Below are 26,272 nucleotides of genomic sequence, written 5' to 3'. Positions count from 1 at the left end.
GATCGGTATGCATCCGGTTGTGAAACTTGTGACCCAGCGCCTTGCGCTGGGTCTGATCCTGCTTATTGCAGTCTCGGCGCTGATATTTTTCGGCGTCGCTGCTTTGCCAGGGGATGCCGCACAGGCGATGTTGGGGCAATCTGCCACGCCAGAGTCTTTGGCCAACCTGCGCGAAAAGATGGGGCTGAACGAGCCGATCTTATGGCGCTATGGGCATTGGCTTTTGGGCTTTGCCACCGGAGATCTGGGCGTTTCGCTTAGCAACGGCCAAGACATTGCCAAATCGGTGGGGCAACGTCTGGGCAATACGATTTTTCTGGCCTTTTGGGCCGCGGTGATCGCGGTGCCTTTGGCAATCACGCTGGGCTTGATTGCGGCGCGCTATAATGGGCGCTGGCCCGACAAGCTGATTTCTGGCGTCACCCTTGCGACGATTTCACTGCCCGAATTCGTGGCAGGCTATATCGTGATGTATGTGCTGGCGGTGAAGTTTCATCTGTTTCCCTCGATGTCGATGGTGTTTCCGGGCATGGGCATCTTTGAACGCCTGAACGCCATCATTCTGCCAGTGATCGTTCTGGTGATGGTGGTGCTGGCGCATATGATGCGGATGACCCGTGCGGCGATTTTGAACGTGATGGAATCCGCCTATATCGAGACCGCCGAGCTGAAGGGTCTGTCGCCGATCAATGTGATCTGGAAACACGCTTTCCCCAACGCCATTGCCCCCGTGGTCAATGTGGTAATGCTGAACCTTGCCTATCTGGTGGTTGGCGTCGTGGTGGTCGAGGTGGTCTTTGTCTATCCCGGCATGGGGCAATTTTTGGTCGACCATGTCACCAAACGCGATATGCCGGTGGTGCAGGCCTGCGGCATGATCTTTGCCGCCGTCTACATCGGGCTGAATATCTTGGCCGATGTGGTCTCGATCCTTGCAAATCCAAGATTGAGGCATCCGAAATGAGCCGTATTCCCGTTTCTGCCCTGCTGGGGCTGGTGCTGACCGGAGGCTTCTTTCTGGTGGCGATTTTTGCGCAATGGATTGCGCCCTATAAGATGGACGAGTTGGTGGGCGGGGTCTGGGATCCGATGTCGGCCAAGCATCTGCTGGGCACGGATTCGATTGGCCGCGATCTGCTGACGCGGATGATCTATGGCGCGCAGGTGACGATCTTTATCGCAACCTGTGCCACGATCCTGTCCTTTGTCACCGGGTCGGTGCTGGGGTTTCTGGCCGCCACCGCAGGCGGCTGGGTCGATCTGGCGCTGTCGCGCTTTGTCGATCTGGTGATGGCGATCCCCTCGCTGATCTTGGCGCTGGTGGTGCTGACGGCGGTTGATGTTTCGGTTTTCACGCTGATTGTGGTGATGGGGCTGTTGGATTCCACCCGCGTGTTCCGCCTCAGCCGAGCGGTGGCCGTCGATATCACGGTGATGGATTACGTCGAGGCCGCCCGCCTGCGTGGCGAGGGCACCTCTTGGGTGATCTTTCACGAGATCCTGCCCAACGCGCTGTCGCCTTTGGTGGCCGAACTTGGGCTGCGCTTTATCTTTGCGGTGCTGTTCATCTCGACGCTGTCCTTCCTTGGGCTCGGGGTGCAACCGCCCTTGGCAGATTGGGGCGGGCTGGTGAAAGAAAACTCGGCGGGGCTGGTCTACGGCATTCCGGCGGCTCTTGCGCCTGCGATGGCGATTGCGGCGCTGGCGATCTCGGTCAACCTTGTGGCGGATTGGGTGCTGTCGCGCACCTCCAGCCTGAAAGGAGGCCGTGGTGCATAATGTTTTGGATATCAAAGGTTTGCGGATCGAGGCCACCTCTTATCCGCCGGGCGAAGCGCCGCGCAATGTGGTCTTGGTCAACAATGTCTCGGTCGCGGTGCAACAGGGCCGCGTGCTGGGGCTGATCGGCGAATCGGGTGCGGGCAAATCCACCATCGGGCTGTCGGCCATGGCCTACGGTCGCGGTGGCGTGCGGCTGACGGGCGGGCATATCCTGCTCAACGGCCGCGAAATCCGCGAGGCGAGTGCCGGCGATATGCGCATCCTGCGCGGCCGCGAGGTCACCTATGTCGCGCAATCGGCCGCCGCCGCCTTCAACCCCGCCAAACGCCTGATGGAACAGGTGATCGAGGCCAGTCTCTTGCACGGCGTGATGGGCCGCGCCGAGGCCGAGGCCCGCGCGGTCGATCTTTTTGACAAGCTTGGCCTGCCCGATCCCGCCAATTTCGGCAACCGCTACCCGCACCAAGTCTCGGGCGGGCAGTTGCAACGCGCGATGACGGCAATGGCGCTGTGCCCCAAACCCGATCTGGTGATCTTTGACGAACCCACCACCGCGCTGGATGTCACCACCCAAATCGATGTGCTGGTGGCGATCAAAGCTGCCATTCGTGACACCGGCGTCGCAGCGCTCTATATCACCCATGATCTGGCCGTGGTGGCACAGGTCGCCGATGACATCTTGGTGCTGCGCGGCGGCAAAAAGGTCGAATATGGCCCGACCGATCAGATCATCAACCACCCGCAAGAAGACTATACCCGCGCGCTGGTCTCGGTGCGCTCGATCGACCATGTTGAAAAGACCGAAGCCCCCGCCGTGCTTTCCGTCGCGGGCATCACCGCGCGCTATCGTGGCACCAATTTCGATGTGCTGAAAAACGTCTCGGTCGATCTGCCCGCAGGCCAAACCCTTGCCATCGTCGGCGAAAGCGGCTCGGGCAAATCGACGCTGGCGCGGGTGATCACCGGGCTTTTGCCCGCAGCCAAGGGCGATCTTACCTTTGCAGGCCGCAAACTGTCGCCCGATCTGGCCAGCCGCAGCAAAGATGATCTGCGCGAGGTGCAGATGATCTATCAAATGGCCGATACCGCAATGAACCCGCGCCAAACCGTCGGCACCATCATCGGCCGCCCGCTGGAATTCTACTTCGGCCTCAAAGGCGAGGCCAAACGCCAGCGCATTCAGGAATTGCTCGATGATATCGAAATGGGCGCGGGCTTTATCGACCGCTTTCCCGCCGAACTCTCGGGCGGGCAAAAACAACGCGTCTGCATCGCCCGCGCGCTGGCCGCAAAGCCCAAGCTGATCATCTGCGACGAGGTCACCTCGGCGCTCGACCCGCTGGTGGCCGATGGCATCCTGAAACTGCTGCTCAATCTGCAAGCCCGCGAATCCGTGGCCTATCTCTTCATCACTCATGATCTGGCCACGGTCAAAGCCATCGCCGATAAGATCGCGGTGATGTATCGCGGCCAAGTAGTGCGCTATGGCAGCAAAACCGATGTGCTGACGCCGCCCTTTGACGATTACACCGATCTTTTGCTGTCCTCGGTCCCCGAAATGCAGATCGGCTGGCTGGAAAAGGTGCTGGCGGGCCGCAAAATGGAAAGCGCAGGCAACTAGGCCCGCGCTTTCATCTTGGTGAAAATATCCCCGCCGGAGGCTCCTTGCCCTGCCGCGCGCCGAAAGGTTTGCATGAAAAAATTGCTGCTGATCCTCATCGACGGCGTGCCCTACCGCAATTGGCGCAGGCTCTTTGGCAATCTTGAAGGCTGGGTTGCCAGCGGCGAGGCGCGGGTCTGGCGGATGCGGGCGACGCTGCCCTCAACCTCGGCTTCCTGCTATGCCTCGATCCACACCGGCGTGCCGCCGCAACAGCACCGGGTCTGGGGCAATGAGGCGGTCTACCGGCTGGCCCAACCCGATGTGTTTTCCGAACTTTCCGCCGCGGGTAAACGCACAGGCGCTGTCGCCCACAGCTTTTGGTCCGAGCTGTTTAATCGCAGCCCCTTCGATCTGGTGCGCGATATCGAATATGACGAGGAGGCAGGCCCGATCCATCACGGCCGGTTTCACACCATGACCGGCTATGACAACATCAACCAGATGACGCCCTCGGATGTCGATCTCTTCGCCACGCTCACCCGCCTGTGCGAGGTCAAGGGCGTCGATTATGCAATGTATCACAGCTGCACGCTCGACAGCATGGGGCACCGTTTTTATCACGACTGCGAAGAAATGGACAACGCCTGCTATATGCTTGATGCCCAGATGGCGCCCTTTGTGCACCGCTGGCGCGCCGCGGGCTACGAGGTGATCATCACCGCCGACCACGGCCAAGACGCGCGCGGCCATCATGGCGGTGCCGATCCCTTGCAGCAGGATGTGGCGTTTTACTACTTTGGCGATGCGCAGATGCCTGCAAGCGATGTTCTGCTCGACCAGCTTGCGCTGGCGCCCTCGATCCTGACCCGGATGGGGGTGGCGGTGCCGGCCTCGATGCAGGCCAAGCCGTTTTTCACCGCCTAGCCCTGCGCGGGCGCTAGCTTGCGTAGCTGGCGCCTTCTTCATCCAACAGCGCCTTGATCTCGCGCAGATGAAATTCGGCAAAGGCCGGATAAGCCTCCCATTCCTGTGCTGTCTTTTCGGCCACAGCATCCGACAGCACCCGCAGCGGCTTGCCGGTTTGCAGCGCACGAATATAGGTCTCGGCAGCGCGTTCGAAATAGGTCAGCCGGTTAAAGGCATCCGCCACGTTTTGCCCGATGATCAGCACGCCGTGGTTGCCCATGATCAGCGTGGTGATTTTCGGATCGCGCAGCAGATCAGCGCAGCGCGCGGCTTCTTCGGCAAAGGCCATGCCGCCGTAATGGGCATCCACCACCTGACGGCCAAAGAACATCGCCGAGTTCTGATCAATCGGCGGCAAGCTGCTATCGGCAAGGCTTGCCAGCACAGTGGCATGGATCGAATGCACATGCATCAGGCAGCGCGCATGGGGCAGTGCGCGGTGAATGCTGCCGTGCAGGCCCCACGCGGTGGGGTCGGGCGCATCGGGGCGGTCCATCGTGCTGGGGTCATTGGCGTCAATCTCGATCAGGCTCGAGGCCGTGATACGCGCAAAATGGCGGCCATTGGGGTTGATCAGAAACCGCGTGCCTTCAGGATTGGTGGCAAGGCTAAAGTGGTTGGCCACCGCCTCGTGCAGGTTCAGCTTGACCGTCCAGCGAAAGGCCGCGGCAAGGTCGACGCGTTCGGCCCAGTTGGTGATATTGGCGTGTAGGGTCATTGGGTTTCCTTAAAGGGCCATTCGCTGCGCGCAAAGGCCGAGAGGGTTGCGCAGATCCGCGCAAAAGACGCCGCCGCGCGGTCAGACATATGCCGCGCGCGCAGATAGCCGTGCACAAGGCCCGCTGCGGTTTCCGCATGGGCCTGACCGCCTGCGGCCATGATAGCAGCGCCGTAGGCAAGCGCATCATCCGCCAATGGGTCGCATTCAGCGGCCACTGCATAGGTCGGTGGCAGGCCCGAAAAATCGCTGTCTTGCAGCGGCGCAAGGCTGGCGTCGCCACGGGTTTCCGGCCCGCGAATGCCGGCATAAAACTCCACATCCGCCAAGGTCAGCATCGGAGCGAAAGCATGGGTTTGATAGCTGCCACGGCTGCGATCGCCGCCAAGTCCCGGATAGATCAGCACTTGCCCCAGAATGGCAGCCTTGCCGCGCAGCGCATGTGCTGCCGCTGCCGCCAGATTGGCCCCCGCACTGTCGCCCACCAGCAGCAAAGGCCCCCGCAGCGCCAAGGCCACCGCACAAGCATCCTCAAAGGCGGCAGGATGGTCATGTTCGGGCGACAGCCGATAATCGACCGAGATCACCTCTAACCCCGTCGCCGCTGCGATTTCGGCGCATACATCATCATGGCTGTGCAAGCCGCCGACCACAAAACCGCCGCCGTGAAAATACAGCACGCTGGGCGCAGAACCGCTGTAGCGCCGACAGGGCACCCCCGCGATTGTTTCGTCTTGGGCACGAATCCCCTCGGGATAGGGCTGGCGGAACTGCGCGCACATTATGTCGTAAACGCGGCGCTGTCCGGCGATATCCAGGCTGGCGGCCTCGGGCGGATAGCAAGAGTCCGTTGCACGAATAAAGCTGTGGATTTGTGAATCGATAAGGTTTTGGTAATCTGGGCCTGTCATCTTGGGTCAGACTCCTGCTGATCTTGCGTCAATCATGGCGCGGTAACGATGGGGGTTCAATGTCTAATAACCGCCTTAAACTCTCGAAATATACCTTAATGCGCCCGCAATTCTGCCTTAACGCTTCGTTAACCTTGAAGCACAAGGCAGAACAAGCAGGCACAGGAGACGATCATGCAGGTTCTTCGTTCCATAGAGCAACTTTATATTGCGCCCGTCGGACTCAACATTCGGGTAATGATGGTCAGCGCTGATCAGGCGGGCTGCGGATTGTACAATCGGCTGGCGCAACTTGGCGGCTTGATTGATGCCAATCTGGATCTATTCACCGGGCTTGAGGCGGTTATCGACGATCCGTCGGGCTATGGTCTGCTGGTGGTGGATTGCGACCATATCGGTGGGCTCGAGGCAGGGCGGCGCGCGCATATGCTGCTGGGCGAGGCGGTGATGCGGGTGCCGGTCATCCTGATCTCGAGCGAGTGCAAGACCCAAGAATTCCCAGAACAGCGCGGAAAACCCGTGGTGCTGCGTGGGCCTGCAACAAGTCTTTCTATGCGGATGGGGTTCGAACATGCGCTGCGAGATCGCTATCCGCTGCGGTTTTCCTAAGCCAAGGGGGCAGGCTTGCGGCTGCCCCTCTGGTCTATCTTCGGGTGGGCGTCAGATCATGCCACCGACAGGTTGATCGCCGATTCGCGGCCATCTCGGCCGGCTTCGATGTCAAACGTCACCGCTTGACCATCTTTCAATGACCGCAGCCCCGCGCGTTCCAGCGCGGTGATATGCACGAAAACATCCTTTGATCCGCCCTCTGGCGCGATAAAGCCGTAACCTTTGGTTTCATTGAACCATTTCACGGTGCCCTTAGCCATCGTGAAGTCTCCTCTAGCAAGTCCGCCCGCGAGATTGCGGCGGTTCGGCGCAGTCAGCTTTTGATCGAAGGCTGTGGCCGATAACGGAGACAGGGATCGAGTAGCGATAACAACGCCCCTTAAAAATAGGTGCTGTCGATCGCAGTTCAAGAAAAAAAATAGGCCGAAAGCTTTGGCTTTGCCTAAAATCTGCGCCGCGCGCGCAGGGCGGCGCCGATGGTGCCATCGTCCAGATAGTTCAGCTCGCCGCCAATCGGCACGCCTTGCGCCAGCGAGGTGATCTGCACCTCTGCCCCGCCCAGACTGTCGGCGATGTAATGCGCAGTGGTCTGGCCATCAACGGTGGCCCCCAGCGCAAGGATGACTTCGGTGATGCCTTCGCTTGCGACGCGGGCGGCAAGGCGGGGGATGCCCAGCTCGTCCGGCCCCATCGCATCCAGCGCCGAAAGCGTGCCGCCCAGCACATGATAGCGGCCGCGAAAGGCTTGGCCGCGCTCCATCGCCCAAAGGTCAGCGACGTCTTCCACCACACAAATCTCGCCAGTGGCGCGGGCAGGGTCTGCGCAAATCGGGCAGGTGGCTTGGCTGCTGATATTGCCGCAAATGCCGCAATCCTTGGCCGAAAGCGCCACGCCCGCCATGGCTTGCGCCAAGGGTGCCATCAGCGCCTCGCGCTTTTTCAGCAAGGTCAGCACAGCCCGGCGCGCCGAGCGCGGCCCAAGACCGGGAAGCCGCGCCATCAGCTCGATCAGCGTTTCGATGTCGCGGCTGTCTTGCATTCTGCCGGCCTTCAGAACGGCAATTTCATATCGGCCGGCAGGCCAAGCGCTTGGGTCATCTTTTGCATCTCGGCCTGCCCACGCGCGGCGGCTTTTGCCTGCGCATCGCGCAGCGCGGCCAAGATCAGGTCTTCGACCACCTCTTTTTCCGAGGCGACAAGGATCGAAGGGTCAATATCCAGCCCCGTCACCTCGCCTTTGGCGGTGCAGCGGGCTTTCACAAGCCCCGCCCCCGCTTCACCGATCACCACGGTGCGGGCCAGCTCGTCTTGCATCTCGGCCATTTTGGCCTGCATGTCTTGCGCTGCTTTCATCATCTTGGCCATATCGCCAAGACCGCCTAAACCTTTTAGCATTTCAACCTCTTAGTCATCTTCAAAGGGGTCCCATTCGTCTTCAACCTCGGGCAAGGCCTCGATGGCGGCAGAGGCTTGCATCGCCGCGGCAGTGCGAATTTCGCTGATCTTGGCACCGGGAAAGGCCGCGATCACGGCTTGCACCAAGGGGTTTTCCATCACCTCGGCGCGCTGGTCTTCCTCGGCGCGGTCGCGCTCTTGCGCAATCGTCGCCGCGCCGCCAGTCGAGACGATCGACACCCCCCAGCGTTCACCCGTCCAAGTTTGCAGCCGCTGCGACAGCCTTGCGGCAAGATCAGGGGCGGCATTGGCGGCGGGTTCAAATTCAATCCGACCGGGGGCGTATTTCGCCAGCTTCAGGCTGGTTTCCACCTCCATCAGCAGGCGCATGTCACGCTTTTCGCGGATCAATGCCACGACCTGGTCAAAGGTGGCATAGACCGGCATCTGGCCTTGCGCCAGTGCAAGCGCTTGACCGCCCTGCATCGTCGGCCCGCGCGCGGGTGACGCGGGGGCCATGCGCATCGCGCCATGCACCATGCCGGCGCCACCGCCACCCGCAGGCGCACCGCCACTGCCACCGCCGCTTGGGCGCGGCTCTGACATCAGCTTTTTCACCAAGGTTTCAGGGTCGGGCAGATCCGAGACATGGGTCAGGCGGATCACCGCCATCTCAGCCGCCATCATCGCATTGGGCGCAAAGGCCACTTCTTCCAAGGCCTTAAGCAACATCTGCCACATCCGCGACAGCACCCGCATCGGCAAGGCCTGCGCCATCGCCAGCCCGCGTTCGCGTTCTTCTTGCGGCGTCGTCGGGTCTTCGGCTGCGCTTGGGGTGATCTTGATCACCGAGACCCAATGCGTGATATCGGCCAGATCGCGCAGCACCGCCATCGGGTCTGCGCCATCGGCATATTGCCCCGACAGTTCCGCCAAAGCCCCCGCCGCATCGCCCTTCATGATCAGATCAAACAGATCCAGCACCCGGCCACGGTCGGCAAGACCCAGCATCGCGCGCACCTGATCGGCCGTGGTCTCTCCGGCTCCGTTCGAGATCGCCTGATCCAGCAGGCTGGTGGCATCACGCGCCGAGCCTTCGGCCGCGCGTGTGATCAGCGCTAAAGCACCATCCGAAATCTGCGCGCCCTCGGCGGTGGCGATCTTGCGCAAAAGCGCAATCTGCACCTCTGGCTCGATGCGTTTCAGATCAAAGCGCTGACAGCGTGACAGCACCGTCACCGGCACTTTGCGAATTTCGGTGGTGGCAAAGATGAACTTCACATGCGCAGGCGGCTCTTCCAGCGTCTTCAGCAGCGCGTTGAAGGCGGCATTCGACAGCATATGCACTTCGTCGATGATATAGATCTTATAGCGGGCCGAGGCGGCGCGATAATGCACAGAATCAATGACTTCCCGCATATCCCCCACGCCTGTGCGCGAGGCCGCATCCATCTCCATCACATCAACATGACGGCCCTCGGCAATGGCGATGCAGGGCTCACAGCGGCCACAAGGCTCGGTGGTAGGCCCGCCGGTGCCATCGGGGCCCACACAGTTCAACCCCTTGGCTATGATCCGCGCGGTGGTGGTTTTGCCGGTGCCGCGAATGCCTGTCATCATGAAAGCATGGGCAATTCGCTCGGCCGCAAAGGCGTTTTTCAAGGTGCGGACCATCGCCTCTTGCCCGACCAGATCGGCAAAAGTCGCGGGGCGATATTTGCGCGCCAGAACCTGATAGGTTTGTTCAGAGGTTTCGGTCATGATGGCCCTTGGGATTCGACTGACGATAGACTAGGGCGCGCAGGGGCGAAGGTAAACCTAAGAGGCGAAGATGCGGCTGACAATTGCAGAACTGCCCCTGGGGCGCGGCGTTTTGGGGATCTGCCCAATGCCGGGACGCGCAGGCTTTTACGCAGCCGATCTCGAGGCTTTGCGCTTCTGGCGGCCGTCTTTGGTGATCAGCCTGACGCTGCCGCAGGAATTAGCCGCCAAGGCCCCCGATTTGCCGCAGGATCTCGCCGATATGGGCGTGGCTTGGCTGCCCTTCCCAGTGCCCGATTACGGCATACCGCAAGCTGGCTGGCCAGAGATCTCGGCCGCAGCCCATGCGATCTTGTCACAAGGCCAAAAGGTGTTGCTGCACTGCATGGGCGGCTGCGGCCGCTCGGGCTCTGCCCTGCTGCGTCTGATGGTCGAGGCAGGCGAGGCCCCCGCACTCGCGCTGCACCGCCTGCGCCAAGCCCGCCCCTGCGCTGTGGAAACTGATGCCCAATACCACTGGGCCACCACGCTCTAAGCCTTTCATCTTGGCCTAAATATCCCACGGGGGAGCGCCGCAGGCGCTGGGGGTGTGAAACCCCCGAAGCCCCAGCCTAGGACGGTCTCCGCAGCCGTCGCTCTACCAAAGGCCCGATCAGGATCACCAAAATGATCCGCAGCAGATGATGGCTGACCACAAAGGCCAGATCCGCCCCGGCCAAAATCGCGATCACCACCATTTCGGCCTGCCCCCCGGGCAGATAGGCCAGAAAGGCGTCTTTGGGTGGGGCAAGGTGAAAGACATGGATCAGCTCGATAAACCCCAGGCTGATCAGCGCCAGCAGCAGCGCATAGACCACGCCGGCACCGACGCAGACCCGCAGCTCGCGCAAGGTGATGCCGGCATATTTCACCCCAACCGCGATGCCAATAAAGAATTGCGACGCCCAGATAATCTCGGCTGGCGGGCGGTGGGTGATCACCCCGCCAATCGACAGCGCCGCGGTCAAGATCATCGGCCCCAGGATCGAGGCGCCAAATAGTCCCACCCGCTCGGCGATTTTCCAGCCCGCAAGACCTGCAAACACCATCAGCCCCAGCTGCGACAGCGCAATCTCGCTGGCAGCCACGCCCGGTGGCTTGGTCAGATCAACACCCCAATAGCTGACCATCACCAAAGGCGCGATGGTGACCACCACCAGCACGCGGGTGGCATGGATCAACGACAGCGCACGCACATCGCCCCCCGCCTCTTCACCAAACACCAGCATATCTTGCAGCCCACCCGGCATCGCCGAATACCAGGCTGTGGCATGGTTAAAGCCAAAGCCATAGCGAAACAGCGGATAGCCCAAGGCCCCGATCACCGCGATATAGGCGGGCACAAAGATCAGGCTGCCGGCAAATTGCTGCAACTGTCCAAGGATCGCCGGCGTGATCGAAGATCCCACCGCCACCCCCAAAAAGGTCCGCATGAACACGCCAAAGATGCCGGAATCTTGCAGCTTGGCCCCCGCAAAGGCCGCAATCAGGCAGCCCAGCATCGGCCCCAGCAACAGCGGCAAAGGCAGGTGCAGCAGCAAAAACGCCACCACCCCCAGCGCCGAAATCGCAAAGGTCATCAACCTTGTGCGGGTGAAATAGCTCACAAATCCGCCTCTTCCAGCAAGATGCCCCATTGCGCGCCATGCATGTCGCGGTCGCGCGCAGAGCCCTGCACCACCGGACGCGGGATCGAGAATTTGATCACGCTTAAATCCGCAATATCAAAGCGCTTCACCAAGTGCAGCGGGCAGCCGTAAAGTGCTGCCACCGCTTCGGTTTGCAAGCCTGCGCTTAGCTTTGCAAAGGCTTCGGCGGTGCCGCAAAATACATCAATCGTCACCCAAAACGGACCTGCATTCTTTGATCGCACTTTTAGAACCTGATCGCCAAGCCTCATGCTGTCACCTCGCTCACCACAAGGCGAAAGGCCGACATCGGGTCGGCCAGATGCAGCACATGGTTCAGCGCAAATTCATAAAGCGGGCCACGGTCGGTGGTGGCGGGCGAATAGGGGAAGGCAAAGGTCGGCAGCTCTTCGCTGGCGGTCAGCGGGAAATGCAGCACCCAAGGGTTGATCAGCTTGCCAATCTCGGCCGCGATGGCTTGGGTTTGCGCGGTGACAAGACCCAGCACCCCAACCTCGACCGGATCGGCGCTGCGGTTTTCCATCGCGCCCAGCGTGGCATCAACCCCGATCAGGCGAAATTCAAGCTGGTAGCTCTCCGCTGGCAGCGCCATTTTGCGGGCGATATCGGCGTGCAAAAACGCGGTCAGCCGCGCCACCCAATCTTTGGCATGGGCGACGTAATGCGGCGCGCGCAGGGTGGCAAGGATGGTGGTTTGATAGCCCGCGATGCGCGCGCCTTCTAGTTTCACCGTATAGGGGCCCGGTTGCCAGATCGAGCCTTCCACCCGCACGCGGCGCGCGTCCAGTGCCAGATAGCTTGCGCCGCGCACATCCAGATGGCCGCCCGGTTCGTGCAGAATGAACGGATCGGCATTCTCGTAAAGCATATGCGCCGAGACCGAATGCGGCGTGCAGGCGGCGTCCAGTGCCATAGGCTCGACGCTAAAGCCTGCGGCATCGAAGTCGACCATGATCACGCCCGAGGTCGGGTTGGTGGAACAAAGCGCGCCGCATTCGGCGATTTTTGCGCCATGCCACGCGCCCCCCGCATGATCGCCACGCTGCAAGGGCAGGGCTGCGATGATCGCGGTGTCGGTGGTGCGACCGCAAAGGATAATATCGGCACCGCTGGCAAGCGCTGCCTGCACCTGCTCGGCGCCGGCAAGGGCGACGATATGGGTCATCTGGCCCAAAACCTCGGGGCTGATCGGCGGGGCTGGGGTCAGGGGGGCGATCTGGCCCATGCCAAGGGCTGCGATCACGCTGATCGGGCTTTGGCTGCAATAAAGCCGCGCGATTTTCAGGCTTTGGCCCAGCTCGGCGGCGATTTCGGCGGTGATGTCATACATCCAATCCACCGTGCTGTCGGTGCCACAGGTGCCGCAGGTGCCAATCACCAAGGGCACGCCAGCCTCGGCGCGGGCCTGCATCAGCGCGCGCCACTCCGACCTTGTGGCGGCGCGCGCATATTTCGACTGCCCCGCCCCAAGCGAGAAGGGCCCACTATCGGTGGACCCTCCGTCGATGGCGATGATGTCGGGGCGCGCGGCTATGCCGCGGGCAAGGGCTGCATGGTCAAACCCCAGCCCTAAAACCCCAGATGGCACCAGCACACGCGTTGTCATAGGCTTTCCTTAGTCTTGGTCGAGCGTTGTATCGCTGACAGGCATTGGCTTGCCAAGTTTGCCACGCAAGAACAGCGGTGCCAAGAAACCGCCGATGGCCGCAACCCAAAGCCCGATGGCGATGGGCGAAGAGAACAGATAGCTCCAATCGCCATCCGACAGCACCATGGCACGCCGCAGCGCGTCTTCCATTTCTGACCCCAGCAGAATGCCCAAGATCACCGGAACCGTCGGCACATCCAGCTTGCGCAGCAGATAGCCCAAAGCGCCAAAGAAGATCATCAAGATCATGTCGAAATAGCTGCCCGTCAGACTAAAGATGCCGACAAAACTGACCATCGTCACCATCGGCATCAGCACCCAAGCCGGCACCAGCAGCACTTTGACAAACAGCTTCACCATCGGCACGTTCATGATCAACAGCACGACATTGGCGATGAACATCGACGCAATCAGCCCCCAGACCACATCAGGGTGATCTTTGAACAGCAGCGGGCCGGGGGTGATGTTCAGCGTCAGCAAAAGCGCCAGCATCACCGCCGTGGTGCCCGATCCGGGCACGCCCAGCGTCAGCATTGGCACCATAGCCCCGCCTGCGGCGGCATTGTTGCCGGCCTCGGGGGCGGCGACACCGCGCGGGTCACCCTTGCCAAAGTAGCCCGAGCTGCCAACATAGCCCTTTTCCGCCATATAGGCCATAAAGCTGCCAAGGCTTGCGCCTGCACCGGGCAGCACGCCTGCGACAAAGCCGATGCCGGTCGAGCGCATCATGGTGCCAAAAGTGTTCTTCAGATCTTTCCACGGAATGCTGATCTTGCCCAAAGTCACGCCAAGCGCCGAATTGCGGCCATGGCTTTCGATAAAGATAAACACCTCGGAAATTGCGAACATGCCGACGATGGCGACCAAAAAGTCGATGCCATCAGACAGATGCAGATTGCCGCCGGTAAAGCGCGGCATGCCGGTGGAATTGTCCAACCCGATCATCGCGATGCCAAGGCCAAGACAGGCGGCCAGCGCGGCCTTGGCTTGGTTTTTGCTGGCAACCCCGCCCAGCGTACAAAACGCCAGCAGATAAAGCGCAAAATATTCCGCTGGGCCAAACAGATAGGCAATACTGGCCAGCAAAGGTGCCATGATAACAAGGCCTATGGTCGACAGAAACGACCCCATAAAAGACGCCACCCCCGAAATCACCAGCGCATCGCCGGCGCGGCCTTGTTTGGCCATCGGATAGCCGTCCAGCGTTGTCATCATCGCAGGCTCGTCGCCCGGAATGTTCAGCAAGATCGAGCTGATCCGCCCGCCATACATGGTGCCGTAATAGACCGAGGTCAGCAGCACCAGCGCTTGGGTCGCATCCAGCCCCAGCGCAAAGGCCAAGGGGATCAGGATCGCCACACCGTTTGACGGCCCCAGACCGGGCAAAGCCCCGATGATGGTGCCCAAAAAGCAGCCGCAGATCGCCAGAAACAGCGTGTAAGGGGTCAGCGCAACACTGAACCCCAAAGCGAGGTTTGCAAGGGTATCCATGATGTGACCTTCCTAGCCCATCCAAGCCCGAGGAAAGGCAAAAAGCCCAAGCCCAAGGCCGTATTTAAAGATGACAAACAGCACCAACGACAGGCCAAGGCCGGTCAGGGCTGCGGTGCGGGCGTTTTTCTCGATCAGATAGCTGACGCCAGCGGCGGCCAGCGCGGTCGAGGCCAAAAAACCCATCGGCCCGATCAACAGTGCATAGCTGACCAAAACCACCAAAGCGATGGCCATATTGCCCCAAGCCGCAAGTGCAGGCCACTCGGGTTCGGCATCAGGTTTTGCAATCAAGACCAGCCCACAAAGAACCGACGCGGTCGCGATCAGCATCGGAAAGACGCGGGGGCCAACGGGGTCTGACAAAAAGCTGGTCTGGATTTGAAGAGCGCCCGCGAAAAACGCGAGCGCCCCCATTACCACGACCAGACCAAAGATCCGGTCGCTGGACATTATTGAATAACCCCGATTTCGCGCGAAAGCGTCTCGGTTTCAGCGATCACACCGTCAACCCAGCCTTGGAAATCGGTGCCAACCTTGGTGAAAGGCGCCAGACCGTTTGCGGTCATGGTCTCTTTCCATTCAGCGCTGTCGGCCACGGCTTGCAGTTTGGTGGCCCAAGCGTTGAACTGATCGTCCGAGATGCCTTTTGGCACATAAAGACCACGCCAGTTCACCGCGACCACATCAAAGCCCTGCTCGCGCGCGGTTGGAATGTCTTCAAAGCCCGGAACCCGCGCTTCGGTCAGCACGGCCAGAACCCGCACGTCGCCCGATTTGATAAAGCCAACGATTTCCGACATATCGCCGGTCATCGCTTGGGTATGGCCGCCGATGGTCTGGGTGATCGCATCTGCGCCACCGTCAACGCCGATGTATTTCACCTTGGTGATGTCGCTAAAGCCTGCGGATTTCATCACTTGCAGCGGCTTCATATGGTCAAAGCCACCCGCTGCCGAGCCGCCTGCAAAGGCCACAGACCCCGGATCAGCCTTGATCGCTGCAACCATATCGCCCAGATTTTGGAACGGGCTGTCTTTGGCCACAACGATCACGCCCGGATCTGCGCCAATCGCGCCAACCCAGCGCACTTGGTCTGCGGTCGCATCGCCAAAGGCCTTTTGCGCAAGGCGGGTGGTGGTGGCCGAAGAGGCCGCAACGATGACATCGGCATCGGTGTTCATATCGGCCACAACATGCGCATAGGCCAGACCGCCGCCCGCGCCCGCCATATTGGTGACCTGAACCGGCGCATCGACCAGTTTCAGATCATAAAGCAGCTTGCCCACTTGGCGGCAGGTGAAATCCCAGCCACCGCCAGCGTTTGCTGGGGCGATACATTCAGTTGCAAAGGCAGATGTGGTGCCGGCCAGCATCAGCGCAGCCGTCGTTGCCAGCATTTTAAGCTTGGTCATAGGTCGTTCCTCCCGTTTTTTCTGTCAAGGCGCCGCCCCCTCCTTGGGTGTCGTGGCGCTTGCGTGGGTCAGATAAAGCTGAAAAGCTGACACCAACCTGTCACGCCTGCGTAAATTCGTCGCAGCGTGCTGGGCCAAGGGGGGGTGATGCGGTTTTTATTGGTCGAGGATAATCGCGATCTTGCGGCTTCGGTGAAGGCGCGGTTGTCGATGGATGGGCATGGCGTCGACGTCGCCCATAGCTTGGCCGAGGCGGGCGACTGTTTGCAGGCCGCAGGCTACGATCTGATATTGCTGGATATTATGTTGCCCGATGGCGATGGGCGCGATTTTCTGGCGCGGCACCGCAAGGCCGAAGGGGCCACCCCCGTGATCGTGATGACAGCGCGGTCGGCGGTCAGTGATCGGGTCGATGCGCTGGACACAGGCGCCGATGATTATATCACCAAACCCTTCGATTTTGCCGAACTAGAGGCCCGCTGCCGTGCGGTTTTGCGCAGGCGGGGCGGGGTGGCACAGGCCACACGCGCCTTTGCCGATTTGGTGTTTGACCAGATGGCGGCGACTTTGGCGGTGGCGGGCGATCTGCGCGATCTGCGCACGCGCGAGATGCGGCTGATGGAGTTGTTCATCGCAGCACCCGGGCGGATTTTGTCAAAAGAGCATCTGGTGGACCGGTTGTTTTCGTTTTCAGAACCCGTGTCTGACAATGCGATCGAGGTCTATGTCGGCAGGCTGCGCAAGAAAATGCTGGGCAGTCGGGCGCGAATCGAAACCGTGCGCGGGCTGGGCTACCGGCTGACGGAAACCCCGGAATGAGAATGCGGGTGACGCCGGTTTCGCTGCGTCAACGGCTGGTGATGCCGTTGCTGGCTTTGTCGGCGGTGCTGTCGGTGCTGATTTATCTGTCGGTGCGCATCGGCGCGGATCGTGCGTCCGAGGCAACGCTGGACGCGGTTTTGGGCGCGGCGGCACTGGCGATGGCCGAGGAAATGCGCGCAGGCGAGGGCGGGGCGGTGGTCGATCTGTCGCCGGTGACGTTTTCGATGCTGGCCGCGATGGGCGAAGAGCGGATCTTTTACCGCGTGGCGCTGAACGGGCAGACGCTGACCGGCTATGATGATCTGCCCGCCCCTGCAACGCCGCCAACCGCGCTGAGCCCGGTCTATTATACCGTGCCGTTTCGCGGGTCAGAGCTGCGGGTGGCGGCGGTGTCGCGCAGCCTGATGGTGGACAATCGCGCCAGCCCCTTGACCGTGCTGTTGGGCCAAACGCGCGAGGGGCAAAAGGCGATCTCGACGCGGCTGGCCAATCGCGCGGCGGGCTTGGGGCTTTTGGTGTTTTTGGCGGCGGTGCCTTTGTCTTTGCTTGCGGCGGGGTCGCTGTTGCGCCCGATTGCGACGCTGGCCGAGGCGGTGGGGCGGCGCGGTCCGCGCGATCTGCGCCCGATTCGCCATCCGGCCCCGGCCGAGCTTGCGCCTTTTGTCACCGCGCTGAACGGCTTTATCGGGCGGCTGCGCGGCACGCTGTCGCAAACCGAAACCTTTATCGCCGAGGCCGCACATCACATTCGCACACCGCTGTCGGTGATGCGCAACGAGGCCGAATTGGCGCTGCGCCAGACGGCCGAGGAGGCCACGCGGGCGCGGCTGCGCAGCCTGATCCGGGCGGTGGACGATTCTGCCCGTTCGGCGGGGCAGTTGCTGGATCACGCCACGGTGCTGTTTCGCGCCGATCAAAAGGCGCTGGCGGTGGTGGATCTGGCCGCGATGCTGGCGGCGATGGTGGCGCGCTTTACCCCCATGGCCGAGATGAAGGATATGGCGCTGCGGCTGACCCCTGCCGATCGGACGCTGCCGGTGGCAGGGGATGCGGTGCTGGTCGAGGCCGCGCTGCGCAATATTATCGATAATGCGATCAAATATTCGCCACAAGACAGTGACATTGATCTGCATGCGCGAATGGCCAATGGCTTTGCGGTGATCGAGGTTTGTGATCGTGGCCGCGGGCTTGGGGGCAGTGCGGTGCAGGGTCTGCGGGTGCGGTTTCAGCGCGGCAGCAATGTCGGCGATGTCGCAGGCTCGGGTCTTGGGCTGACGATTGTAGACGAGGCCGCCACCGCCATGGGCGGGCATTTTGCGCTGACCGAACGGGAAGGAGGTGGCACTTGCGCCACGCTGTCGCTGCCCTTGCAGGGCTGATCCTTTGGGCAATGCCCGTGCAGGCGTTTCAGATCGAGGCCTCGCGCAGCTTTGGGGCGGCGGCCCCGGCGCGGGTGATCGAGGTGCTTTCAACCACCGATATAGATGTGCTGGCGCCGGTGATCGAAGAATTCTTGCAGCGCAATCCAAGTCTGGGGGTGCATTACACGCTTGCCTCTAGCCAAGAGGTTTACGCGGCGGTCAGCGCGAGCGGGGCCTTTGATGTGGTGATTTCCTCGGCAATGGATTTGCAGATGAAATTGGCCAATGACGGGCTGGTGCAGCCGCTGCCGCAAACCTTGGTCGAAGCGCGGCCCTATTGGACGCGCTGGCGCAATCTGGTGGTGGCGGTGGCGCAGGAACCTGTGACCGTGCTTTTGGCCGATAGTGCTGTGGCGGGGGGCTTGGCGGTGCCGCGCACAAGGCGCGATCTGATTGCCTTGCTGCGCGATCACCCAGACCGCTTTCGCGGCAGGGTTGGCAGCTATGATCCGGCGGTTTCGGGGGCGGGCTATTTGTTTGCAGCCCAAGATGCGCGGCTGTCTGACACTTTTTGGCGGCTGGCCGAGGTGATGGGGCGGCTGGATGCCAAGCTGTATTGCTGTTCGGGTGATATGATTGCAGCCATTCGGCGCGGCGATTTGCTGATGGCCTATAATGTGCTGGGCAGTTATGCCGCGCCAAAATCCGAGGCTGGTGGCGCGGCAGGGCAGGGGTTTCAGGTGATCGAGCTGGAAGATTTCACCCTAACCTTGCTGCGCACCGCCCTTGTGCCGAAATCGGCGCCAAGCCCAGACCTTGCGGCGGGCTTTGTCGCCTATTTGCTGTCAGCCGAAGGCCAGACGCTGATCGCAGGCGCGGCGGGCCTGCCTGCAATCGAGGCCGAGGCTTTTGTGGCCAAACCCCACCTTAGCCCGATCCGGCTGGATCCGGGCTTGCTTGCGCAGTTGGATCAGCTGACCCGGCAGCGCTTTTTAGAGGAATGGCGCGCCGCGATGGATCAGCCTTAGGGCAGCAGATCCAAGGCCTGCGGGCGGGTCAGCATCTCAGGGCGCAGCAGCATATCCAGCCGTTCTTTTGACAACAGCCCCTTTTCCAGCACCAATTCATAGACGCCACGGCCGCTGCGATGCGCCTCCATCGCGATTTCGGTGGCATTGCTATAGCCGATATAGGGGTTCAGCGCCGTGACGATGCCGATCGAATTTTCCACATAGCCGCGCAGCACATCGCGATTGGCGGTGATGCCGCGAATGCAGTTCGCCTCAAGCGTCAGGCAGGCGGCGGTCAGATGCGACAGCGAGCGGTTCATGCTGTAAAAGATCACCGGCTCAAAGGCGTTCAGCTGCAATTGCCCGCCTTCAGCGGCAAAGGAGATCGTGACATCATTGCCGATGACTTCAAAGGCCACTTGGTTGACGACCTCGGGGATCACCGGATTGACCTTGCCCGGCATGATTGACGATCCGGCTTGGCGGGCAGGCAGGTTGATCTCGTTAAAGCCTGCGCGCGGGCCAGAGGACAGCAGGCGCAGATCGTTGCAGATCTTTGACAGTTTGACGGCCACCCGTTTCAACACGCCCGAAAGCTGCACAAATGCGCCGCAATCCTGCGTGGCCTCGATCAGATCAATCGCGGTGACGACCGGAACGCCTGCAATATCGGCCAGCTTTTCGCGCACCAAGGCGGCATAGGCGGGGTGAGAGGTGATGCCGGTGCCAATCGCGGTGGCCCCCATGTTGATCTCGCAAATCAAGATCGCAGCCTCGGAGAGCCGCGTTTCGTCTTCCGACAGCATCAGCGCATAGGTGCCAAACTCTTGGCCCAGCGTCATTGGCACCGCGTCTTGCATCTGGGTGCGGCCCATTTTCAGGATATCGGCAAACTCTGCCGCCTTATCGGCAAAAGCCCCGCGCAGGGTGGCCATGGCGGCGATCAGGCGATTGACGCCAAACCACGACGCGATTTTCAGCGCGGTGGGATAAACATCATTGGTTGATTGCCCCATATTCACATGTTCATTGGGGTGCAGCGCGCGGTAATCACCGCGCTGGCGTCCCATCAGTTCAAGCGCGCGATTGGCGATCACCTCATTGGCGTTCATATTGGTCGAGGTGCCAGCACCGCCTTGGATCAGATCGACGACAAATTGGTCATGCAGCGCGCCGTTGCGAATTTCGATACAGGCGGCGATGATCGCTTCTGCGCGCGGCGCATCCAGCAGGCCAAGCTGATGATTGGCTGCGGCGGCGGCCTGTTTGATGCAGGCCAGCGCGCGGATCAGATCGGGCGCGTCGCAGATGCGCTGGCCGGTAATGGGAAAATTCTCGACCGCGCGCAGGGTATGCACGCCCCAATAGGCGTCATGGGGCACTTCGCGGTCGCCCAGCAGATCATGTTCAAGACGGGTCGTGGTCATAGCGGCCTCCATTCAGGGTTGCCGCGGGTTTGCGCCGGATTTGGGCTTTCGTCCAATGCCGCTTGGGTCTGGGTTATGCGGGCTTTGCATAACCTTGCGCCGCCGCCTGCCAGACCTGATCCAGAAACCGGCGGCTGCGCTCGGCGCTGCGGTAAAGCCGGATTTCCATCTGCAACTCTGGCCCAACCACGATCAGCCGGCCGCTTGCGACTTCGTCCACAATCAGACTGCGCGGCAACCAGGCCATGCCATGCCCCGCCAGCACCATATATTTCAGCGCCTCGGCCATCGAGTTTTCGTTGGTATGGGCAAGATAGGTCGCAGGCGCGCCCTCTTGCCGCTGCGCCTGCGCGGTGATCAGGCCCAGAAAAGAGCCGCGCGAATATTGCAGCAGCGGCAGGCGGCCGTCCAACAGGGGCGCTTTCAGATTGGGCACCGAGACCGGCAGCAGGCTGTCTTGCCCGATCACCAGATGCACAAAGCGGGCAGGATCTAGCGGGATCGGCACGCTGGGATGGGCATAGGTCATCAAAAAATCATAGCCACCCTCGATCAGGGTCTGGATGCAGATCAGAAAGTTATCTGACATCACCTTACTGGTGCAGGGGCCGATGCGGTCGCGAATGCCTGCCAGCCAGTGCGGAAAGAAGGTGATCGACAGCGTGTGCAGGGCGGCAGTGGTGATCACGGGCAGCGGTTTGCTTTCAGGACCGTGGCGCTGGGCATTCAGCAGGCGCACCACCTCTTCGGCGGTTTCGCGAAAATGCCGCCCCTCGGGCGTCAGCGCCACCGGATAGCTTGATCGGTCCAAAAGCGGCGCGCCAAGCCACATCTCCAGCGCTTGGATGCGGCGCGAAAACGCCGATTGCGTGACATGGCGCAGCTCTGCCGCGCGCGAAAAGCTGCGGGTCTCGGCAAGGATCAGAAAATCCTCGAGCCATTTATGCTCCAACTTGCCCCCTCCCTTGCGCTAAACCTGCGCCATCATGCCCGCCCCGCGCGGGCTTTGCCAGTGGGCGATTTGCAGGCGGGGGTGATTCAGATCAAGGCGCGCGCGCCAGTTTGCGGGCAGGATGTGGGAAGGTGTGGCGATGATAAAGGCGAATGCATGAAGCAGCGCGGCAGAATGGCCAAAAGTCTGCGCAAAGCCGCGCAGGGCATTGGCGTGCTTGCGGGCGGTGTTGCGGTGTTTTTGCTGGCGATGCGGGCCTCGTTTCCGCTGCCCGACCAAGCGGCGGCGGCTAAAACACCGGATTTGGCCAGCCTGAGCAGCGATCTGGCGACGCGGCTTGCGCCGCACATCGCCTTGCATCCGGGGCTGTCGGGGGTGGTGACCTTGCAAAACGGCGCGGATGCTTTTGCCGCGCGCATTCATCTGGCCCGCGCTGCGACCGTGTCGATCGACGCGCAATATTACATCTGGAACGACGATCTGACCGGATTGCGGCTGCTAAGCGAATTGCAAGCGGCGGCGCAGCGCGGCGTTAAGGTGCGGCTGTTGGTGGATGACAACGGCACCACCGCGCTGGATCAAGAGCTTGCAGCGCTTGACGCCCTGCCCACAGCCGAGGTGCGGCTGTTCAACCCCTTTACCCTGCGCAGATACCGGCAGCTGAATTATCTGTTTGATTTCTTTCGCCTGAACCGGCGAATGCACAACAAATCCTTCACCGTTGATGGCAGCGTCACAATCGTTGGCGGGCGCAACATTGGCGATATCTATTTCGAGACAGGTGGGCCGCTAAGCTATGTTGACCTTGATGTCTTGGCGGTTGGTCCGGCCGCCAAAGACGTGGGCGCTGACTTTGCGCGCTATTGGTCCAGTCCTGCGGCCTTTGCGGCCAGCGCTTTGATCACGCCGCAAGCCGGGTCTGAAACCCTGTTGCAGGCGCGCGACGCGGCGCTGCGCGACACGCCCGCGGGGCGGCGCTATGCCGAATATGTGCACAGCTCGGCCTTCTCGGATGCCTTGATGGCGATGACCTTGCCGATGGATTGGGTGCCGGTGCAGCTGTTCAGCGACGCGCCCGAAAAGGTGCTGGGCGGCGATCAGGACAGCGATCTGATGATCCGGCGGCTGTTTGCCGAGATTGGCACGCCGCACAGCAGTCTGGATCTGATCTCGGCCTATTTCATTCCCGGCGCTTCGGCGACGGCGCAACTGGCGGGCTATGCTGCGCAGGGTGTGCAGGTGCGGGTGCTGACCAATGCGCTAGAGGCCACCGATGTCGCCATCGTGCACAGCGCCTATGCGCCCTATCGGCGCGACCTGTTGGCGGGCGGGGTCGAGGTTTACGAGCTGAAAAGTGAGGGCGAGGCGCGTCAATCGCTGCGCGAGGTCGAGCTGTTTGATCTGTCGAAAGCTGCGCTGCATGCCAAGGGCTTTACCATTGACCGCAGCCGCAGCTTTATCGGCTCGCTGAACTTTGACCCGCGGTCGCGGCGGCTGAACACCGAGATGGGCCTGCTGATCGACAGCCCCCGCATTGCCAACAGCCTGTCAGATTGGCTGGACCGGACCCTGCCCGCGCAGGCCTATCGCCTCAGCCTTGGCCCAGATCAGGCGATGCTCTGGACCGGGCAAGACAGGGATGGCGCCGCACAAGTGTTTGACGCAGAACCCAACACCACGCTGCCGCTGCGCTGGCTGATCGGCGCGCTTGGGCTGCTGCCTATTCAGTGGTTGCTGTAGATGCCCGCCGAGATCACTGTCGCCTCTTACAATATCCACAAAGGTGTGGGCCGCGACCGGCGCCGCGATCTTGGCCGCACGGCGGCGGTGATTGCCGAAATCGGTGCCGATATTCTGGCGCTGCAAGAGGTGGACACCCGCTTTGGCACCCGCAAGGGCCTGTTGGATTTAGACGCCTTGCAGCGCGATCTGGATCTGGTTGCGGTGCCGCTGGATCAAACCGGCCCCGCGCATGGCTGGCATGGCAATCTGTTGCTGGTGCGCAAGGCCTTGGTGCAGCAGGTGCACAAGCTGATCTTACCGGGGTTCGAGCCGCGGGGGGCGCTGGTGAGCGATCTTCAGATCAACGGCCAAGCCTTGCGGGTGGTGAACACGCATCTTGGCCTGCTGCCCAGCTCGCGCAGCGCCCAAGCCCGCGCGATTGTTGCCGCATTGGCGCTGCTGCCGGACCGGCCGCTGTTGCTGATGGGCGATCTGAACGAATGGGCGCGTAATGCTGCGATGTTTCGCACGCTGGCCTCGCGGGTGTCGATCCAGACCCCGCTGCCAAGCTTTCCGGCACGCTTTCCGCTGCTGCGCTATGACCGGATATTCAGTTGCGACAGAGGCCGTCTGCTGGATCTTGCACCGCATGACAGCGTCTTGGCGCGCAGCGCGTCAGATCATCTGCCGATGAGGGCGCGGTTGCAGCTGTTGGGCTAAGGCTGTGGGATCACAGTTTTGGCATCTATATTGCGCTGCCTGCCAAGCCTGCGCTAGGCTGGGGCTATGAAACACGCAGCCTTGTCCCCGCTGATCCACACGCTTCGCCTTTTGGGGCTGTTGTTGGCGGTTTTTGCGGTTTTGGCCGTGGGCACGCCGCAGCGCATGCACGCGATGATGGCGGTGGCAGCGCCCGAAGTGGCGATGGCGATGGATCATAGCGCGCATATGGGTGCTGCGGATGTGATGGCCAAAGGCGCGGCGCATTTGGCTTGTGATGTTTTATGCGTGGGCACGCTTGTTGACGGCGCGCCTGTGCTGCCAACCCAGCAATCGCGTCTGGGCGCGGTGGCTTTCCTGCCGATGGCACAGCGGGCGGTCAAAGCCCAAAGCCCTGATGCCGCGCTGCGCCCGCCCCAATCTGCTCTGATCGCCTGAAAACCCCTGCCGCGCTTGCGGCGTTCTTTTCTTGCAAGGCCCCCCTTTGGGGCCAATCGGAGCTATCATGACATCTTCTTTCACAAGACGCGGCTTTTTGGCCGCAGGTGCTGCGCTGGGATCGCTGGGCTTGCTGCCGCAGCTGGGCCGCGCGCAATCTTCGGTGCTGTCTTTGGTTGCGGGCAGCCGCAGCTTGGATATCAACGGACGGGCGGCCAGTGTTTACGGGCTAAGCAATGGCTTGGGCGGGCAGGGGCTGATCCTTGACCCGGATCAGCGGTTTCAGGTGCAGCTGACCAATGCGCTTGACGTCGAAACCCTGATCCATTGGCACGGGCAAATTCCGCCCAATGCCCAAGACGGCGTGCCGGACATGCCAATGGCCAAGCTAAAGCCCGCCGAGACGCGGAATTATGATTTTGCCCCCCAGCCCGGCACACATTGGATGCACAGCCATATCCCGACCCAAGAGATGCAGCTGCTGGCAGCCCCTTTGATCGTGCGCAGTGCCAAGGATCTGACTGAGGATCGCCAAGAGGTGGTGATGTTCCTGCACGACTTCTCGTTCCTGACACCCGAAGAGGTGCTGGCGCAGATCACCGGCGGCGCGTCGATGTCTGGGATGGGGCATGATATGTCTGGCATGAACCACGGCGGCGATATGGGCGGCATGGATATGTCGGCGATGGGCCATGATGGCATGGCGATGCCGGGAATGGCGATGCCCGGCATGGCGATGGACCTGAACGACTTTAACTTTGACGCCTATCTGACCAATGACCGCACCTTGGCCGATCCTCAGGTGGTCAAGGTCGATATTGGCGGGCGGGTGCGGCTGCGCATCGTCAATGCCTCGGCGGCCACGACCTATTGGATCGACACCGGTGGGGTCGAAGCCGCTTTGGTCGCGGTGGATGGCCATGATGTGGTGCCTATAAAAGGCCGCCGCTTTGGCATCGCGATGGCGCAGCGGTTGGATATTGTGCTGGATCTGCCCGCGGGGCAGGGCGCCTTTCCGATCTTGGCGCTGCGCGAAGGTGCGCGCGAACAGACCGGCTTGATCCTTGCCACCGCAGGGGCGGCTGTGCTGCGGCTGGACGATCTTGCGGCAGTCGCCTCGCCTGCCTTTGATCTGGATCTGGCGCAGGAAAGCCAGCTGCGCGCGTTGGTGCCCTTGCCAGACCGTGCCGCTGCCAAGGCCGAGATGGTGATGCTGGCCGGAAGCATGGCGCCCTATGTCTGGACGATCAACGGTCAGACCTGGGGCAGCCATCAGCCCATTACCGCCAAAACTGGCGACCGTGTGGAACTGATGTTCCACAATATGTCGATGATGGGCCATCCGATGCATTTGCACGGCCACGCTTTTCAAGTGGTGCAGATCAACGGCACCCGCTTTGCTGGTGCCGTACGCGATACCGTCTATGTCCCGCCGATGTCGCAGGTGACGATTGCGATTGATGCCGGTGAGGCAGCGCGCTGGATGCTGCATTGCCACCACATGCCGCATCTTGCGACCGGCATGATGACCGAGTTTGCCGTTCAGGCCAGCTAGATCTGATGCGCACTGGCGGGGTCGGTCGATTCTGGCCCCGCCAGCGCCTTACAGCGGTGCAAGGAATCACTTTGGCGCTGCAAATGCCCCTTCAAGCCGCGATTCTCCCGTCAAAAGCCGACCCAAGGGCTGGGTCGCTTGGAAAAATCCACTCTGGCAAGCATTAGAAAACGCGGAATCTAAGGGAAATCCAAGCCAATGTGAAAAAAGCGCGACAGAAGCGTTTTTTGCTATTGCGGGTTCTGTTGAGTTTGCCTAAACACCGCCTTACCGAA

Annotated in this window: 27 protein-coding genes; 13 read left to right on the top strand and 14 right to left on the bottom strand. The window is 61.4% G+C overall.

Annotation, left to right across the window (positions count from 1 at the left end; translation table 11 throughout):
- Positions 1-7 precede the first annotated feature (7 nt).
- From V7Q10_RS11070 to V7Q10_RS11055, 4 genes are all read left to right on the top strand, one after another.
- Positions 8-964, top strand: coding sequence for an ABC transporter permease (locus V7Q10_RS11070; RefSeq protein ID WP_333869160.1), 957 nt, complete (start codon positions 8-10; stop codon positions 962-964).
- On the top strand, positions 961-1,779 hold the full coding sequence (locus V7Q10_RS11065) for an ABC transporter permease (protein ID WP_333869159.1): 819 nt from the start codon (positions 961-963) through the stop codon (positions 1,777-1,779). The genes V7Q10_RS11070 and V7Q10_RS11065 overlap by 4 nt, the downstream gene beginning before the upstream one ends.
- Positions 1,772-3,403 carry an ABC transporter ATP-binding protein gene (locus V7Q10_RS11060; protein ID WP_442885861.1) on the top strand — a complete coding sequence of 544 codons (1,632 nt, stop codon included), beginning with the start codon at positions 1,772-1,774 and terminating at the stop codon, positions 3,401-3,403. The genes V7Q10_RS11065 and V7Q10_RS11060 overlap by 8 nt, the downstream gene beginning before the upstream one ends.
- 72 nt (positions 3,404-3,475) lie before the next feature.
- Positions 3,476-4,309, top strand: a complete 834-nt coding sequence (locus V7Q10_RS11055; protein WP_333869157.1) for an alkaline phosphatase family protein — start codon at positions 3,476-3,478, stop codon at positions 4,307-4,309.
- A gap of 13 nt (positions 4,310-4,322) precedes the next feature.
- Here the strand turns inward: V7Q10_RS11055 and V7Q10_RS11050 are convergent, their stop codons facing one another.
- The gene (locus tag V7Q10_RS11050) at positions 4,323-5,069 is read right to left on the bottom strand and encodes a class II aldolase and adducin N-terminal domain-containing protein (protein ID WP_333869156.1); all 747 of its coding nucleotides are present in this window, start codon (positions 5,067-5,069) and stop codon (positions 4,323-4,325) included.
- Positions 5,066-5,980 (bottom strand): alpha/beta hydrolase, encoded by a 915-nt coding sequence (locus V7Q10_RS11045; protein ID WP_333869155.1) that lies wholly within the window; start codon positions 5,978-5,980, stop codon positions 5,066-5,068. The genes V7Q10_RS11050 and V7Q10_RS11045 overlap by 4 nt, the downstream gene beginning before the upstream one ends.
- Positions 5,981-6,154: 174 nt before the next feature.
- On the opposite strand from V7Q10_RS11045, the gene V7Q10_RS11040 reads away from it, so the two are divergent.
- Complete coding sequence (locus V7Q10_RS11040) at positions 6,155-6,589, top strand: hypothetical protein (RefSeq protein ID WP_333869154.1); 435 nt, start codon at positions 6,155-6,157, stop codon at positions 6,587-6,589.
- A 56-nt stretch (positions 6,590-6,645) separates the two neighbouring features.
- Here V7Q10_RS11040 and V7Q10_RS11035 read toward each other — a convergent pair whose 3' ends face one another.
- The 4 genes from V7Q10_RS11035 to V7Q10_RS11020 form a co-directional block, all read right to left on the bottom strand.
- On the bottom strand, positions 6,646-6,852 hold the full coding sequence (locus V7Q10_RS11035; protein ID WP_333869153.1) for a cold-shock protein: 207 nt from the start codon (positions 6,850-6,852) through the stop codon (positions 6,646-6,648).
- 182 nt (positions 6,853-7,034) lie between these two features.
- The gene (gene recR / locus V7Q10_RS11030; RefSeq protein WP_333869152.1) at positions 7,035-7,631 is read right to left on the bottom strand and encodes a recombination mediator RecR; all 597 of its coding nucleotides are present in this window, start codon (positions 7,629-7,631) and stop codon (positions 7,035-7,037) included.
- 11 nt (positions 7,632-7,642) lie between these two features.
- Positions 7,643-7,987, bottom strand: a complete 345-nt coding sequence (locus V7Q10_RS11025) for a YbaB/EbfC family nucleoid-associated protein (protein ID WP_333869151.1) — start codon at positions 7,985-7,987, stop codon at positions 7,643-7,645.
- Positions 7,988-7,996: 9 nt separating this feature from the next.
- Positions 7,997-9,748 (bottom strand): DNA polymerase III subunit gamma/tau, encoded by a 1,752-nt coding sequence (locus V7Q10_RS11020; RefSeq protein WP_333869150.1) that lies wholly within the window; start codon positions 9,746-9,748, stop codon positions 7,997-7,999.
- 70 nt (positions 9,749-9,818) lie between these two features.
- Between V7Q10_RS11020 and V7Q10_RS11015 the strand changes: the two genes are divergently transcribed.
- Positions 9,819-10,283, top strand: coding sequence for a phosphatase domain-containing putative toxin (locus V7Q10_RS11015; RefSeq protein WP_333869149.1), 465 nt, complete (start codon positions 9,819-9,821; stop codon positions 10,281-10,283).
- Between the two features lie 76 nt (positions 10,284-10,359).
- Here V7Q10_RS11015 and V7Q10_RS11010 read toward each other — a convergent pair whose 3' ends face one another.
- From V7Q10_RS11010 to V7Q10_RS10985, 6 genes are read right to left on the bottom strand one after another with little or no spacing between them, the layout of a single operon-like run.
- Positions 10,360-11,394 carry an AbrB family transcriptional regulator gene (locus V7Q10_RS11010; protein WP_333869148.1) on the bottom strand — a complete coding sequence of 345 codons (1,035 nt, stop codon included), beginning with the start codon at positions 11,392-11,394 and terminating at the stop codon, positions 10,360-10,362.
- Positions 11,391-11,687 carry a DUF4387 family protein gene (locus tag V7Q10_RS11005; RefSeq protein WP_333869147.1) on the bottom strand — a complete coding sequence of 99 codons (297 nt, stop codon included), beginning with the start codon at positions 11,685-11,687 and terminating at the stop codon, positions 11,391-11,393. Before V7Q10_RS11005 ends, V7Q10_RS11010 begins: the two co-directional genes overlap by 4 nt.
- Positions 11,684-13,042 (bottom strand): acyclic terpene utilization AtuA family protein, encoded by a 1,359-nt coding sequence (locus V7Q10_RS11000; RefSeq protein WP_333869145.1) that lies wholly within the window; start codon positions 13,040-13,042, stop codon positions 11,684-11,686. The genes V7Q10_RS11005 and V7Q10_RS11000 overlap by 4 nt, the downstream gene beginning before the upstream one ends.
- Positions 13,043-13,051: 9 nt before the next feature.
- Positions 13,052-14,575 carry a tripartite tricarboxylate transporter permease gene (locus tag V7Q10_RS10995; protein WP_333869144.1) on the bottom strand — a complete coding sequence of 508 codons (1,524 nt, stop codon included), beginning with the start codon at positions 14,573-14,575 and terminating at the stop codon, positions 13,052-13,054.
- 12 nt (positions 14,576-14,587) lie between these two features.
- Positions 14,588-15,028, bottom strand: a complete 441-nt coding sequence (locus tag V7Q10_RS10990) for a tripartite tricarboxylate transporter TctB family protein (protein WP_333869143.1) — start codon at positions 15,026-15,028, stop codon at positions 14,588-14,590.
- On the bottom strand, positions 15,028-15,990 hold the full coding sequence (locus tag V7Q10_RS10985) for a Bug family tripartite tricarboxylate transporter substrate binding protein (protein ID WP_333869142.1): 963 nt from the start codon (positions 15,988-15,990) through the stop codon (positions 15,028-15,030). Before V7Q10_RS10985 ends, V7Q10_RS10990 begins: the two co-directional genes overlap by 1 nt.
- Before the next feature lie 147 nt (positions 15,991-16,137).
- Here V7Q10_RS10985 and V7Q10_RS10980 point away from each other — a divergent pair, with 147 nt between their 5' ends.
- From V7Q10_RS10980 to V7Q10_RS10970, 3 genes are read left to right on the top strand one after another with little or no spacing between them, the layout of a single operon-like run.
- Positions 16,138-16,809, top strand: coding sequence for a response regulator transcription factor (locus tag V7Q10_RS10980; RefSeq protein ID WP_333869141.1), 672 nt, complete (start codon positions 16,138-16,140; stop codon positions 16,807-16,809).
- Entirely contained in the window at positions 16,806-18,191 is a 1,386-nt protein-coding gene (locus tag V7Q10_RS10975) for a sensor histidine kinase (protein ID WP_333869140.1), read from the top strand. Before V7Q10_RS10980 ends, V7Q10_RS10975 begins: the two co-directional genes overlap by 4 nt.
- Positions 18,158-19,201: an ABC transporter substrate-binding protein gene (locus V7Q10_RS10970; protein ID WP_333869139.1), complete on the top strand. Its 1,044-nt coding sequence runs from the start codon at positions 18,158-18,160 to the stop codon at positions 19,199-19,201. Before V7Q10_RS10975 ends, V7Q10_RS10970 begins: the two co-directional genes overlap by 34 nt.
- Here V7Q10_RS10970 and aspA read toward each other — a convergent pair.
- Both aspA and V7Q10_RS10960 read right to left on the bottom strand, forming a co-directional pair.
- Complete coding sequence (aspA, locus tag V7Q10_RS10965) at positions 19,198-20,610, bottom strand: aspartate ammonia-lyase (RefSeq protein ID WP_333869138.1); 1,413 nt, start codon at positions 20,608-20,610, stop codon at positions 19,198-19,200. The genes V7Q10_RS10970 and aspA overlap by 4 nt on opposite strands.
- A 73-nt stretch (positions 20,611-20,683) precedes the next feature.
- Entirely contained in the window at positions 20,684-21,562 is an 879-nt protein-coding gene (locus tag V7Q10_RS10960) for a LysR family transcriptional regulator (RefSeq protein ID WP_333869137.1), read from the bottom strand.
- Between the two features lie 174 nt (positions 21,563-21,736).
- On the opposite strand from V7Q10_RS10960, the gene V7Q10_RS10955 reads away from it, so the two are divergent.
- From V7Q10_RS10955 to V7Q10_RS10940, 4 genes are all read left to right on the top strand, one after another.
- A complete protein-coding gene (locus V7Q10_RS10955) occupies positions 21,737-23,302 on the top strand; it encodes a phospholipase D-like domain-containing protein (protein WP_333869136.1) in 1,566 nt (521 codons plus the stop codon).
- Positions 23,303-24,004, top strand: coding sequence for an endonuclease/exonuclease/phosphatase family protein (locus V7Q10_RS10950; protein ID WP_333869135.1), 702 nt, complete (start codon positions 23,303-23,305; stop codon positions 24,002-24,004).
- Positions 24,005-24,070: 66 nt separating this feature from the next.
- On the top strand, positions 24,071-24,442 hold the full coding sequence (locus V7Q10_RS10945; RefSeq protein WP_333869134.1) for a hypothetical protein: 372 nt from the start codon (positions 24,071-24,073) through the stop codon (positions 24,440-24,442).
- Positions 24,443-24,509: 67 nt separating this feature from the next.
- Positions 24,510-25,997, top strand: a complete 1,488-nt coding sequence (locus V7Q10_RS10940; RefSeq protein WP_333869133.1) for a multicopper oxidase family protein — start codon at positions 24,510-24,512, stop codon at positions 25,995-25,997.
- The last annotated feature ends 275 nt before the right edge of the window (positions 25,998-26,272 follow it).

Source organism: Cypionkella sp. (assembly GCF_036782355.1).
Classification (GTDB): Bacteria; Pseudomonadota; Alphaproteobacteria; order Rhodobacterales; family Rhodobacteraceae; genus Cypionkella.
Note: the sequence above shows the minus strand (reverse complement) of the source record. Positions and strands in the feature narration are given on the sequence as shown.